The organism is Paenibacillus sp. S-38, assembly GCF_049942825.1.
Classification (GTDB): Bacteria; Bacillota; Bacilli; order Paenibacillales; family NBRC-103111; genus Paenibacillus_G.
Genome location: NZ_CP187970.1, coordinates 5,460,086 through 5,474,168 on the forward strand (window position 1 = coordinate 5,460,086; position 14,083 = coordinate 5,474,168).

The 14,083-nt window shown below is 57.4% G+C and carries 10 protein-coding genes; all 10 read right to left on the minus strand.

What is annotated here, in order from left to right:
• Positions 1 to 26: 26 nt before the first annotated feature.
• A complete protein-coding gene (truB, locus tag ACP26L_RS23935) occupies positions 27 to 944 on the minus strand; it encodes a tRNA pseudouridine(55) synthase TruB (protein ID WP_426447017.1) in 918 nt (305 codons plus the stop codon).
• On the minus strand, positions 941 to 1,930 hold the full coding sequence (locus tag ACP26L_RS23940; RefSeq protein WP_426447019.1) for a DHH family phosphoesterase: 990 nt from the start codon (positions 1,928 to 1,930) through the stop codon (positions 941 to 943). The genes truB and ACP26L_RS23940 overlap by 4 nt, the downstream gene beginning before the upstream one ends.
• Positions 1,927 to 2,283 (minus strand): 30S ribosome-binding factor RbfA, encoded by a 357-nt coding sequence (gene rbfA / locus ACP26L_RS23945; protein WP_426447021.1) that lies wholly within the window; start codon positions 2,281 to 2,283, stop codon positions 1,927 to 1,929. Before rbfA ends, ACP26L_RS23940 begins: the two co-directional genes overlap by 4 nt.
• Before the next feature lie 4 nt (positions 2,284 to 2,287).
• On the minus strand, positions 2,288 to 5,290 hold the full coding sequence (infB, locus tag ACP26L_RS23950; RefSeq protein ID WP_426447023.1) for a translation initiation factor IF-2: 3,003 nt from the start codon (positions 5,288 to 5,290) through the stop codon (positions 2,288 to 2,290).
• 25 nt (positions 5,291 to 5,315) lie between these two features.
• Positions 5,316 to 5,615 (minus strand): YlxQ family RNA-binding protein, encoded by a 300-nt coding sequence (locus ACP26L_RS23955; RefSeq protein WP_426447025.1) that lies wholly within the window; start codon positions 5,613 to 5,615, stop codon positions 5,316 to 5,318.
• Positions 5,602 to 5,922: an RNase P modulator RnpM gene (gene rnpM, locus ACP26L_RS23960; protein WP_014371404.1), complete on the minus strand. Its 321-nt coding sequence runs from the start codon at positions 5,920 to 5,922 to the stop codon at positions 5,602 to 5,604. The genes ACP26L_RS23955 and rnpM overlap by 14 nt, the downstream gene beginning before the upstream one ends.
• A gap of 43 nt (positions 5,923 to 5,965) precedes the next feature.
• Positions 5,966 to 7,063, minus strand: coding sequence for a transcription termination factor NusA (nusA, locus tag ACP26L_RS23965; RefSeq protein WP_426447028.1), 1,098 nt, complete (start codon positions 7,061 to 7,063; stop codon positions 5,966 to 5,968).
• 59 nt (positions 7,064 to 7,122) lie between these two features.
• Positions 7,123 to 7,581, minus strand: a complete 459-nt coding sequence (rimP, locus tag ACP26L_RS23970) for a ribosome maturation factor RimP (RefSeq protein WP_426447030.1) — start codon at positions 7,579 to 7,581, stop codon at positions 7,123 to 7,125.
• A 242-nt stretch (positions 7,582 to 7,823) separates the two neighbouring features.
• Positions 7,824 to 12,134 carry a PolC-type DNA polymerase III gene (locus ACP26L_RS23975; protein ID WP_426447032.1) on the minus strand — a complete coding sequence of 1,437 codons (4,311 nt, stop codon included), beginning with the start codon at positions 12,132 to 12,134 and terminating at the stop codon, positions 7,824 to 7,826.
• A gap of 472 nt (positions 12,135 to 12,606) precedes the next feature.
• Positions 12,607 to 14,061 carry a proline--tRNA ligase gene (proS, locus tag ACP26L_RS23980; RefSeq protein WP_426447034.1) on the minus strand — a complete coding sequence of 485 codons (1,455 nt, stop codon included), beginning with the start codon at positions 14,059 to 14,061 and terminating at the stop codon, positions 12,607 to 12,609.
• Positions 14,062 to 14,083 lie beyond the last annotated feature (22 nt).

Consider the following 14,083-nt stretch of genomic DNA (forward strand, 5'->3'; position numbering starts at 1 on the left):
AGCCGGCGCGTTGGACAACATTCATATTAAGAGAAAATTTTGCTTGGAATGAGCAGCCCCTGGGACGGATCCCACTCATAAATCCCGATCAATTCATGGCTTGGGGAGAAAGCCGCAGCCGTCTGGCCCCCTGTCAGGTGGGAGACCGCAGCGGGAAGCACCCGGATCTTCTGGCCCTGCAGCGCCTTCCCTGTCTGGACTTCGTTCAGAAGCACCTCCGGCAGGTGGGCGAGCGCCCGCTCCATCGGCAGCAGCTTCGGCTGAAGCGCACCATCCCGCTGAAGCTCTTCGATCTGCTCCAGCGTCAGGCAGGACTCCGCCCCGATCTGTCCGGTGGAAGTACGAACGAGATTCGCCATCACGGCAGGAACGCCGATCGCCGCCCCGATGTCAACGCAGAGCGTCCGGATGTAGGTGCCTTTGGAGCAGAGGACGCGAAACCGGACTTCCGGATAATCGCCCGTCCAATCCACAGAAAGCACCTCGATGCTGTGAATGGTCACCCGGCGGGCCTTACGCTCGACCTCCACCCCCTGTCTGGCCAGATCGTACAGCCGCTTCCCGTCCACCTTGACGGCGGAATACATAGGCGGCACCTGCTCGATCTCACCGGTAAAGCGAAGGATGGCTTCAGTCACTTGCTCCGGAGTCAACCTCGCGCTAAGCCCGTCCTCGGTACGCAGCACACTGCCCGATAAGTCCTCGGTATCGGTGGCGATCCCTAGACGAAGCGTCGCCTCGTATTCCTTGGGCAGCTCCTGTATGTATTCCACAAGGCGGGTAGCCCGTCCGATGCACAGGGGGAGCACCCCGGTCACCTGTGGATCGAGCGTACCGGTATGACCGATACGCTTGATCTTCAGGATGCGCCGAACTTTGGCTACCACGTCATGTGAAGTAAATCCGGCCGGCTTCCAGACCGGCAGAATACCTTCTAGCGTCATGCGATTCCCTTCCCCACTTCCCGTACTACCGCATCCACGGCTTCCTGCATCGTTCCGCGGAAGGTGCAGCCGGCCGCTTTGACGTGACCGCCACCCCCGAAGGTCTGAGCGATGGCCGCAACGTCCGCCGCGCCTCCGGAGCGCAGGCTGACCTTGATCACACCCGGCTCCTTTTCTTTGAACAGCATGCCGACCTCCACGCCCTCCACATTGCGGGCATAATTCACAAGGCCGTCCATGTCATCGGAAGAGGCTCCGGTCGCTTCGCGGTCCTGCGAGGTAACGGTAAGCCAGGCAATCCGCTTGTCACCGCTGAAGCTCAGCGTGTTCAAGCTCCGCTTCAGCAGGGAGACCTGCCCGTACGTCATCGTCTCTAGAAGACGTTCCGCCAGTTCATGTCCCTTCACGCCCCGCCCCAGCAGATCCGCCGCGATGCCGAGCACCTTCGGCGTGGTGTTGGAGTAACGGAACCCGCCCGTATCCGTCAGCAGTCCGGAATAGATGCAGGTACAAAGCCCATCCGGCATGGACAGGCCGAGCTCCTGCACAAGATCATACAGCACTTCGACCGTCGCCGCGGCATCCGGACGAACCAGATTCACGGAACCGAACAGGTCATTGGTGGCGTGATGATCGATGTTCAGAAGCGTGGCCTGCGGTGACAAACACTCGCTTACCCTGCCGATCCGGCCGAAGTCCGCACAGTCCACGGATATGACCCGCTCGAACTTGCGTTCGGGCGGGTTCCGGTCATACGCCTGAATGGCACCTACGCCGGCAGCCATATACATGTACTTCTCCGGCATCGGTCCTTCGTTAATCAATGTGTAACTCTTGTTCAAAGCCTGTAAGATCCAGGCAGCCGCAAAGGTCGAGCCGGCCGCATCCCCATCAGGCTGCATGTGGGATACGACCAAAAACTCGTCACCTTCCCGGATGTACTCCGCCGTCGCGCGAAGCGAGGCGGTATAATCCGCTGGGATCATAGATTCGCATTCTCCTCATTAATCTGAGTAAGAAGCGATTCGATCTTGCTGCCATAATCAATGGAAGCATCGAATTTGAAGAGAAGCTCCGGTACTTTGCGCATCCGGATCCGCTTGCCGAGCTCCGAGCGGATAAAGCCCGTGCTGCGCGCCAGCGCCTTCAGCGTCGCTTCCTTCTGATCATCGCTGCCAAGTACGCTCAGGAAAATTTTGGCCTGAGAGAAATCGTTCGTGACATCAACACCGGTCACGGTGATGAACCCGATGCGCGGATCCTTCAGTTCGGATTGGATGATTTGGGAGATCTCTTTCTTAATCTGCTCCCCAACTCGGCCGACACGAATTTTTGCCATGGGATCACCTCTCTACAGTTTCCATAACGTAGGCTTCGATAATATCTCCTTCTTTGATGTCGTTAAACTTCTCGAGGGAGATACCGCACTCGTAGCCTTGTGCCACGTCTTTGGCATCGTCTTTGAAGCGTTTGAGGTTGTCGATCTTGCCGTCGTACACCACGATGCCGGCACGGATCAGGCGGGCCTGAGCGTTGCGGCTGATCTTGCCCGAGGTGACCATGCAGCCGGCAATCGTACCCACTTTGGAAACCTTGAACACGTTGCGCACTTCGGCCTGGCCGATGACGACTTCCTTGAATGTCGGATCGAGAAGACCCTTCATCGCGGATTCGATCTCTTCCATGACCTTGTAGATGATGCTGTGCAGACGGATGTCGACCTTCTCTTGCTCCGCCGTATTCATCGCCTGCGGCTCCGGACGGACGTTGAAGCCGATCACGATCGCATTGGAGGCAGATGCCAGAATAACGTCGGACTCCGTAATGGCACCTACCGCGCTGAGGAGAATCTTGACACGGGCGCCTTCCACATCGATTTTCTCGAGGGAGCCTTTGAGTGCCTCGGCAGAACCCTGCACGTCGGACTTGATAATGACGTTGAGATCCTTGATCTCGCCTTCCTTGATCTGCTTGTAGAGATCGTCAAGGGTAACGCGGGAGTTCGCGGTAATCTCGGACTGGCGCAGCGTAATGGCACGCTTCTCGGCGATGTCACGCGCTTTGCGTTCGTCTTCGAAGGCCAGGAACGGATCTCCCGCCTGCGGCACTTCCGTCAGACCGGTAATCTCGACCGGTGTGGACGGTCCTGCTTCCTTAAGCTTCTTGCCCTTGTCGTTAACCATCGCGCGGACGCGGCCGAAGCATACGCCTGCTACGAAGCTGTCGCCGACCTTGAGCGTACCGTGCTGAATCAGGACGCGGGCCACCGGACCTTTACCCTTATCGAGCTCGGCTTCGATAACCGTACCTCTTGCACGCTTGTTCGGGTTCGCCTTGAACTCTTGAACTTCCGCCACCAGCAGAATCATGTCGAGCAGGTTCTCGAGTCCCATGCGCTGCTTCGCCGAAATGTTGCAGAAGATTGTGTCTCCGCCCCACTCTTCCGGTACTAGTTCATACTCGGTCAGTTCCTGCTTGATTTTATCCGGATTCGAATCCGGCTTGTCGATCTTGTTCACGGCAACGATAATCGGCACCTTCGCCGCTTTCGCGTGGGCGATGGCTTCGACCGTTTGAGGCATAACGCCGTCATCGGCCGCCACAACGATAATCGTAATGTCCGTAACCTGGGCGCCGCGAGCACGCATTGAGGTGAACGCTTCGTGACCCGGGGTATCAAGGAACGTGATCTTCTTATTATGAATCTCCACTTGGTACGCCCCGATATGCTGGGTAATACCGCCAGCTTCACCTTCGGTGACGTTCGTGCTGCGGATCGCATCAAGCAGCGTGGTTTTACCGTGGTCAACGTGTCCCATGATGGTAACAACCGGTGGACGCTCCAGCAGATCCGCTTCCTCGTCGTTCTCTTCGAACTGCTCGAACTTGTCTTCCTCGACCGGAATTTTCAGTTCGACTTCCACTTTATAGTCGTCCGCAAGCAGCTGAATCGCATCGAGATCAAGCTCCTGATTGATGGTAGCCATCGTACCCAGGAACAGGAGCTTCTTGATGACTTCGGACGCATCCTTGTGAAGAGCTTTGGCCAGCTCGCCGACCGTCATCGTGCCGCGCACGATAATCTTCTTCGGTGTGTTGTCAATCTTCGGCTTCGGCGGCTCCTGGTTCCGTCCGCCCTTGCCCCGGTTGTTGCGTCCTGCGCCGCGGCCTGTGCCCGGCTTGTTATCGTCAAACCGCTTGCCGGCCGGCCGGCTCCGCTTGAATTTCTCTTCGCCGTCCTTATCGATTACGGCCGCTGCGGGCTTGCCTCCAGTGGCCGATGTACGGTTACGCTGGTCAAAGTTACCGCGTCGCGAATCCGGACGTGCCGCCGCTGCCGGCGCAGGAGCTGCGCCTGTACGGGCTCCGCCGCCCTGGCCGCCGCGGTATCCGCCGCTGCCTTGACCACCGCCGCTGCCGCCTTGGCCGCCGCGGTATCCGCCGCCGCCTTGACCGCCGCCGCTGCCGCCTTGGCCGCCGCGGTATCCGCCGCCGCCTTGACCACCGCTGCTGCCGCCCTGGCCGCCGCGGTATCCGCCGCCGCCTTGACCACCGCTGCTGCCGCCCTGGCCGCCGCGGTATCCGCCGCCGCCTTGACCACCGCTGCTGCCGCCCTGGCCGCCGCGGTATCCGCCGCCGCCTTGACCGCCGCTGCTGCCGCCCTGGCCGCCGCGGTATCCGCCGCCGCCTTGACCGCCGCCGCTGCCGCCCTGGCCGCCGCGGTATCCGCCGCCGCCTTGACCGCCGCCGCTGCCCTGGCCGCCGCGGTATCCGCCGCCGCCTTGACCGCCGCCGCTGCCGCCTTGGCCGCCGCGATATCCGCCGCCGCCTTGACCGCCGCCGCTGCCGCCCTGGCCGCCGCGATATCCGCCGCCGCCTTGACCGCCGCCGCTGCCGCCTTGGCCGCCACGGTATCCGCCGCCGCCTTGACCGCCGCTGCCGCCTTGGCCGCCACGGTATCCGCCGCCGCCTTGACCGCCGCTGCCGCCTTGGCTGCCGCTGCGCTCAGCTGCAGGACGTTCGTCCTGTGAGCCTTGGCCTTCACTGCTGCGCGCAGGAGAGGATCCCTGCGACGAACGCTGTTCCGGTCTCGGGGTTACCGCTACCGTTTTGTTTGTTGCCGGTACTGCATTATTCTCTGATCTTTTCGCTGCTGCATTCGCCTTTACGTCTTTGAAAAACTTCTCTACACTATCCACCGCATCATTCTCCATTACACTCATATGATTGTTGACCGGACGACCCAGTCTTTTTAAGATGGTAATAATCTCTTTGCTGCTCATGTTGAGCGACTTCGCATACTCATACACCCGCAGCTTGTCTTTATTATTATCTTGTTTCGTCAATACTGTCCACCTCCGAAACGTTTTCCTACTGTTTCAACAACATGCGCGCAAATCCCGCATCGGTGACGGCCAGGACAACCCTGGCCTCCTTGCCGATACTTGCTCCAAGCTGCTCCCTAGATCCAAACTGATGAAGAGTTACTTGATAATAGCTGCATTTATCGTTTACTTTCTTATAGGTCCCCGCAGAGGCGTCTTCGGCGATGATGACCAGCTTCGCTTGACCGTGACGGACAGAATCAATGACCATATCCTCACCGGTAACCACTTTGCCGGCCCGCATAGCTAGACCCAAATTATTGAAAAATTTGTTATTCGTCGTCATGCTCATCATCCACCGCTTCTTTACCGGCAATAAACTCGTCTTCCACTTTAATGAAATCCTGCTCCAGCGCATCGTAGATGTCCGGAGAGACAGGCGTCTTGAGGGCGCGGTCAAATGCCCGCGACTTCTTCGCCAGCTTGAAGCAGGACTGCTTGCCGCACAGGTAGGCCCCGCGCCCCGCCTTCTTGCCCGTCAGGTCAATCAGCAGCACGTCATCCGGGGTCTTGACGACCCGGATTAATTCCTTCTTGGGCATGCTCTGGTTGCAGGCTACACACTTGCGCAAAGGTATCTTTCTGGGTTTCATCCGGCTCTCCCCCTTTCCGTAGCGATCGCCGGCCTAAGACAGGCTAGTCGATGCTGACTGAATCCTGATGCATTTCTTCGGTGTACGTGCGCTCGCGGCCGAACTCCTGCTCCGCCTGCGTCTCGCTCTTGATGTCGATCTTCCAGCCGGTCAGCTTCGCCGCAAGACGGGCGTTCTGACCTTTGATGCCGATGGCGAGGGACAGCTGATAATCCGGCACGATGACGCGCGCCATCTTCTCGGCTTCGAACACCTGGACTTCCAGTACCTTGGAAGGGCTCAGCGCATTGGCGACATAGTCCTCCACGCTTTCCATCCAGCGGACAATGTCGATCTTCTCGCCTTTAAGTTCACCTACGATCGTCTGCACCCGCATGCCTTTCGGACCGACACAGGAGCCTACCGGATCAACTTCAGGGTTGCGGGAGTGAACCGCAATCTTGGAACGGAAACCGGCTTCCCGCGCCACCGAACGGATCTCAACCACGCCTTGGAAGATCTCCGGCACTTCCAGCTCGAACAGACGCTTGAGCAGGCCCGGATGGGTACGCGATAGGATGATCTGCGGGCCTTTGGTCGTGTTCTCCACCTTCGTAATGTAGGCTTTGACACGGTCGCCGTGCTTGAACTTGTCGGTCGGCATGAGCTCGCTGAGCGGCATCGCTGCCTCGATCTTGCCGAGGTCGATATACAGGTTGCGCTGGTCCTGACGCTGCACGATCCCGTTCACGATGTCCTCTTCCTTGTCGACATAGGCGTTATAGATCAGCCCGCGTTCCGCTTCGCGGATCCGCTGGGTGACGACCTGCTTGGCCGTTTGGGCCGCGATCCGGCCAAAGTCGCGAGGCGTGACTTCAATCTCCACGATATCGTCGAGCTGGTAGTTCTGGCTGATCTCCCTTGCCGCCGGCAGCGAAATTTCAAGCCGCGGATCTAGAACATCTTCAACTACGGTCTTGCGCGCATATACCTTAATTAACCCGGTATGGCGATTAATATCGACCCGCACATTCTGAGCCGTGTTGAAATTGCGTTTATAGCTCGAGATCAGCGCCGCTTCAATGGCATCGATCAGAATTTCCTTGGCGATGCCTTTCTCTCTCTCAATCTCATTCAACGCTTCGATAAAATCCATGTTCATGTGAATGGAGTTCCCCCTCTCATAAAATACGAACCGTTCGCACCTGCACCGAACGGATCCTAGAATAAGATGGCCAAGCGAGCGCTGGCCACTTTGGCGAACGGAATGCTGTGTATCTTCTTGCCGATGGTGACAACGACCGTCTCCTCGTCAAAAGAAGTCAGCGTCCCCTCGAATTCCTTCAGCCCGTTCACCGGCTCGTATGTAGTAATAAACACATGCTCGCCCACGGCTTTATGGTAATCCTGGGTCTTCTTCAGGGGGCGTTCCGCGCCGGGGGACGAAATTTCCAGGAAGTAGGCATCCGGAATCGGGTCTTTCTCATCCAGCTTGGCGCTGAGGTACTCGGTAACCCGGGTGCAGTCATCGATGTCGATGCCGCCCTCTTTGTCCAAGTAGACCCGCAGAAACCAGTTGCCGCCCTCTTTTACATACTCGATGTCGACCAGCTCAAATCCGTTGTCGTCCAGAAATGGACGGACGAGTTCTTCCACGGTGGATTTGATTTGTGTGCTCAAGGCTACTTTTCCTCCTATCATGCCTGGCAAAGCGCGTCCGGAAACCGGGGCTGTACCCGCTTAGAGCCTATACAAAATGTAAAGAGTGGGTTTCCCCACTCTTTGGTCACGAGATATTACATTGCTACCATAGAAGATTATACCATAGCTCTCTGCCCAGCGCAACCGCACCGGAACCGCCGGAGCGGCGGGCTTCCGGAAAGATTGACTATAATGGTGTATAGGATAAGTGCATCGGATGATTAGAACAACGACAGCTGGTTCGATTCCGGCAGCCCGCGGAAGCAGTTCATACCGGCGAGCAGCTCGACAATCGTTTTGGAAGCCTTACTGCGCCGCTGAAAGTCCTCGATCGAGAGGAACGGCCCCTCGTCCTTCGCCGCAGCGATGCTTTTCGCGGCGTTCTCCCCGATTCCGGCCAGAGCCGCAAACGGAGGAATGAGCGAATCGCCGTCAACCAGGAATTTCGTCGCGTCGGATTGGTACAGATCGATCGGCTTGAACGAAAATCCGCGCGCCGTCATCTCGAGGGCCATCTCGAGAATGGAGATCATGTTCTTCTCCTTCGGCAGCGCCTGGAAGCCTTTGTCTTCAATCTCGATGAGGCGGCGAAGGATCGCGTCATAGCCTTGGCAGAGCGTCTCAAGCTCAAAGTCCGAGGCCCGGACGGAGAAGTATGTCGCGTAGAACGCAATCGGGTGGTACAGCTTGAAGTAGGCGGTCCGCACGGCCGAGATGACGTATGCCGAAGCATGCGCCTTCGGGAACATGTACTCGATCTTTTCGCACGAATCGATGTACCAGGCCGGTACCTTGCACCGCTTCATCTCTTCCTTCCACTCCGGTGTAAGCCCCTTACCTTTACGCACACTCTCCGTGATCTTGAACGCGAGACTCGCATCCATCCCGGCTTTGTAGATCAGATACAGCATGATATCGTCACGGCACCCGATCACGGTCTTGATCGTGCAGATGCCCTTCTTGATGAGCTCCTGCGCGTTGCCGAGCCATACGCCCGTTCCGTGGGACAGTCCCGAGATCTGCAGCAGGTCGGCAAAGCTGGAGGGTCTGGCTTCCTCGAGCATCTGGCGGACGAACCTCGTTCCCATCTCGGGAATCCCGTATGTCGCTACCGGTGTGCGGATCTGATCGGGCCGCACGCCAAGCGCATCAACCGAGTTGAACATGCTCATGACCTTCGGATCGTTCATCGGGATCGTTGTCGGGTCTATGCCGGTCAGGTCCTGCAGCATCCGCATCATCGTCGGGTCATCGTGACCCAGAATATCGAGCTTGAGCAGGTTCGCGTCGAAGGCGTGGTAGTCAAAGTGCGTCGTTTTCCACTCGGAGGTCTTGTCGTCGGCCGGGAACTGCACCGGCGTGATATCGTCCACATCGATATAATCCGGCACGACGACGATCCCGCCCGGGTGCTGGCCCGTACTCCGTTTGACGCCCGTGCAGCCGAGGGCCAGCCGGTTGACTTCCGCCCCCCGCCACGATTTGCCCTGGCCTTCCTCGTACTTCTTGACCATGCCGTAGGCCGTCTTCTCCGCGATGGTACCGATGGTTCCCGCACGGAATACGTTTTTCTCCCCGAAAATCTCTTTCGTATAGTTGTGCGCATGCGGCTGGTATTCACCCGAGAAGTTCAAGTCGATATCGGGAACCTTGTCGCCCTTGAAACCGAGGAACGTCTCGAATGGAATGTCCTGTCCCTCGCCCTTCAGCTTCTCCCCGCACTGCGGACAGTCCTTGTCCGGCAGGTCGAAGCCCGAAGGGATCGAGCCGTCGAGAATCCATTCGCTGAACTTGCAGGAGCGGCAGGTGTAATGCGGCGGCAGCGGATTGACCTCGGAGATGCCGAGGAAGGTCGCCACGACAGACGAACCGACGGATCCCCGGGAGCCGACGAGATACCCGTCCGCGTTCGACTTTTTGACGAGCCGCTCGGAGATCAGGTAGTTCGCCGAGAAGCCGTACTTGATGATCGGCACGAGCTCCTTCTCGAGGCGCGCTGTGACCACCTCGGGAATCGGCTCCCCGTACAGCTGCCGTGCCGTCTCATAGCAGGTGTTGCGGATCTCGTCATCCGCCCCTTCGATGATCGGGGTGAACAGCTTATCCGGGAACAGCTCCAGTTCCTCGAACCGGTCCGCCAGCTCGGATGTATTCTTGACCACGACCTCGAAGGCCGTTTCCTTGCCGAGGTACTCGAATTCGGCGAGCATTTCCTTCGTCGTCCGGAAGTGGACATCCGGCTTGCGGATATCCTTCAGCGGAGAAAAACCCGTAATGCCGTTGATGGTAATATCCCTGGAGATCTTGTCGCGCGGATGCAGATAGTGAACGTTGCCCGTCGCAATGACCGGCTTGCCGAGCTTGCGTCCGATCGCAATGATCGTCTTGTTCGCGTCTTCGAGCTGGGCCGGACTGCCCACAAGCCCCTTTTCCACGAGATGCATGTTAACGCAGGTCGGCTGGATTTCCAGCACATCGTAGAATTCCGCTACGCTCTCCGCTTCCTCTACCGATTTGTTCAGTACGGTTTCGAAGAATTCACCCTTCTCACAGCCCGAGGCAATGATGAGGCCTTCACGCATCTCCATCAGCTTGCTCTTCGGAATGCAGGCCACCCGGTGAAAATACTCCGTATGCGATAAGGACACGAGTGTGTACAGGTTTTTCTTGCCGACCATATCCTTCGCATAGATGCAGCAGTGGAACGGACGCTGGGTCGTCAAGTTTTTGCCGACCTGGTCGTTGAGCTGATGCAGCTGCGCATAGCCGACTTCGGCGGCATCCTTCAGCAGGTGGAACAGCACATAACCGAGTGCAATGGAGTCGTCGATCGCGCGGTGATGGTTCTCGAGCGACACCTTGAACTTGTCGGCCAGCGTATTCAGCCGGTGGTTCTTCAACGTCGGCATGAGCAATCTCGCGAGCTCGAGCGTATCGAGCACCGGGTTCTTCACTTCCGGGAGGCCGAGGCGCTTGCAGTTCGCCTGGATAAACCCGATATCGAACCGCGCATTGTGCGCGACGAGCACGCTGTCTCCGATAAACTCGATGAACTGCGGCAGCACCTCTTCGATCTCCGGCGCCCCCCGGACCATTTCGTCCGTGATGTTCGTCAGCTGCTGGATATTATACGGAATGCGCTCATGCGGATCCACGAAGGTGCTGAACCGGTCGATTTCCTTGCCCTCTTTCATCTTCACGCCGGCAATCTCGATGATCTTGTTGCTCGTGACCGACAGACCTGTGGTCTCGATATCGAAGACAATGTACTCGGCATCGGCCAGCGGAATCTCGGTCGCGTTATGAACCACCTTGACCGAATCATCCACGACATTGGCTTCTACGCCGTAGATCATCTTGATGCCGTTCTTCTTGGCCGCCTTATTCGCTTCCGGGAAGCTCTGCACCCCGCTGTGATCTGTGACGGCGATGGCCTTGTGGCCCCACTTGGCGGCCATCTTGATGTACTGGTCGATCGGCGTAATGCCGTCCATGGTGCTCATTGTCGTGTGCAGGTGAAACTCGACGCGCTTCTCCGCCGCATCGTCCTTGCGGTCGGGCGGCGCGGAGATTTCGTTGACGTCGGAGGGGATCATGACAAGCTCCGGAATCTGCATGAACCGGTCGTACTCGACCTTACCCTTCATTTTCAACCAGGTGCCGTTCTTGATCAGGCTGTAAATCCTCACGTCTTCCTTGGTCTTGGCGAACGCCTTGACCATGATGGAATCCGAAAAGTCCGTTATATTAAACGTGAACAGGGTACTTCCGTTTCTCAGCTCTTTGACCTCGACGCCGAAGACGGAGCCCTGCACCACGACTTTCTTCTCTTCGTCTCTTACATTCTGCAGAGGCACGGCCGGTTCTTTGATATCGTAGCCGACCATGAGCTTGACTTCGCCTTCCGGCTCAGGCTCCTGTGACTCCTCCGGCTCCACACTCGTCATCATGACGGATGTAACTTCGCGCTGTTCCTCGATGATCTGCTGCGCGAATTTCTCGAATACTTCCTCCCGCGCCTGATCCACGGTATATTTCACGAACAGCTGCACACCAAAGAAATTGGAAAAATAAGATTGAATGAGGCCGCCGATATCCTTCTTCTTCGCGAGCTCCATGCCGATCGTGTCGAGCAAATGGAGTGTCAGGTTGGTGCCTTTCACATCGATTTTCGCTTTGGTCATCCATCCGTTGATCGAAGGATGCTCCCGCTGGACCCATTCGATAAACATCGTCCAGTATTCGTGGGCCACCTCTTCGACCGACACGTCAGCGGTATACTGCAAAACAAAACGGATGTTCGCAATATGTGAAAACTTGTCGCGGATGGTCTTGCAGAAGGATCGGTATACGTCTTGCGGAATGACCTTGGTTTTGACGATATAAAACATCCATTCCCGGTTCCTGCGGCTCGTCTCCACCCTGTCGATATATCCGTCGCTGAAAAACTGATGAACGACATCGTTCGGCACCCCGGCCTGATGCATCAGCATCTCGAACCGGTCCCGTTTCTGCGCCGTACTGCTGGTCATGCTGCCCCTCCCCCATAAAAAACAATAAAGGGCATAAGGATGAGAGATCCCCTGCCCTTATGTAACAAAAGGTTAGTCGTTTTGAGGTTTGAATGGTTTTTCTGGGCAGTGCTGGCCTCACGTGCGTGCTGTGGGCGGACAAACAGGGCTGCTCCACCGCTGTTGAAATCAAGCTGCCACAATGATGAATGAGATAGGAAGCTGCTTGATTTCAAAGGCGGCCGTACACTTTCCGCATCCCTGTTTGTCCGGGGTCAGCCTGCCGAGCGGCGCTCCTGCCCATACCAAAACTTCAAAAAACAAAACGCCTAATTACACTGCGTGTGTGTTGTTGTAGTAAGAACATGTATCTATTTCAGCCGGATGACTACAGCCCGTTATGATACGCAGCCGCCTGCATGCCTGCTTGCTCCGGTAGTGCCCGACATGGCAGATTCACGTTCAAGAAAATCTAAGTTAGAAGACTTGCAAATCAATAAGCGCGTCCGAAAACGACGGTGTGCTTGGAAGGCTCGCCGCACACGAGGCACTTCGGCTTCGCCGGAGCCTCAAACGGAATATTCCGGCTCGTTGCGCCGGTCTCTTCCTTCACCTGAGCTTCGCAGGCTGCGGAACCGCACCAGCCCGAGAGGGCAAAGCCGCGCTTGCCATCAAGGAAGGTCTTCAGTTCGTCAACCGTATCCGCTTCGGTCATGTTCTCGTCGCGGAACCGCTTGGCTCGATCATACATTTCCTGATGGGTTTCCGTCAACAGCTTTTGGACTTCTTCCACGAATTGGTCCTGCTGGACGATCCGCTTCTCCCCGGTAATCCGGGAGACGAGGACGACCTGCCCGTTCTCCATATCCCGGGGACCGAGCTCAACGCGGATCGGTACACCGCGCATCTCGTACTCGTTGAACTTCCAGCCTGGGCTTTGATCCGGATTGTCGTCCACTTTGGCACGGACGCCGGCAGCCTTCAACTGGCTGTACAGTTCATCCACGCGGCCAACGACTGCTTCACGGGTCTTCGGAGGCCCGATCGGGATCATGACGACCTGCGTCGGAGCGATCTTCGGAGGCAGGGCTAGCCCGCGGTCGTCCCCGTGGACCATGATCAGCGCACCGATCAGGCGGGTGCTGACGCCCCAGGAGGTCGTGTGGCAGAACTGATGCGTGTTCTCGCGGTCAAGATACTTGATGTCGAACGCAACGGCAAAGTTCGTGCCGAGATAATGCGAGGTCCCGGCCTGCACGGCTTTGCCATCCTTCATCATCGCTTCAATGGAATACGTATCGACGGCACCGGCGAATTTCTCCGACGGCGTCTTCTGTCCCATAATCACTGGAATCGCCAGGTAGTTCTCCGCGAAATCACGGTAGATCTCAAGCATCTGCATCGTTTCTTTACGCGCGTCCGCTTCGTCCTCATGCGCCGTATGGCCTTCCTGCCACAGGAATTCACTTGTCCGCAGGAACGGCTGGGTCCGCTTCTCCCAGCGGACGACGTTCGCCCATTGGTTGATGAGCACCGGCAGGTCGCGGTACGAGTTGATCCATTCGGAGTACATGTGCCCGATCATCGTCTCGGAAGTCGGACGGATCGCCAGACGCTCCTCAAGCTTTTCTCCACCCGCCTCGGTTACCCAGGGCAGTTCGGGGTTGAAGCCCTCCACGTGCTCCTTTTCCTTCTGGAAGAAGCTCTCAGGGATGAACATCGGGAAGTAAGCGTTGCGGTGTCCCGTTTCCTTGAAGCGGCGGTCGAGCTCCTTCTGGATGTTCTCCCAAATCTCATAGCCGTCCGGCTTAAATACGATACAACCGCGGACCGGAGAGTAGCTCATCAGGTCCGCTTTCTTGATCACATCAATATACCAGCGTGAGAAATCCTCGCCCTGCGGCGTGATCTCCTTCACGAACTGTTTGTCCTGCTTATCCTTAGCCATTACCGTTTCCCCCTACAGCAAC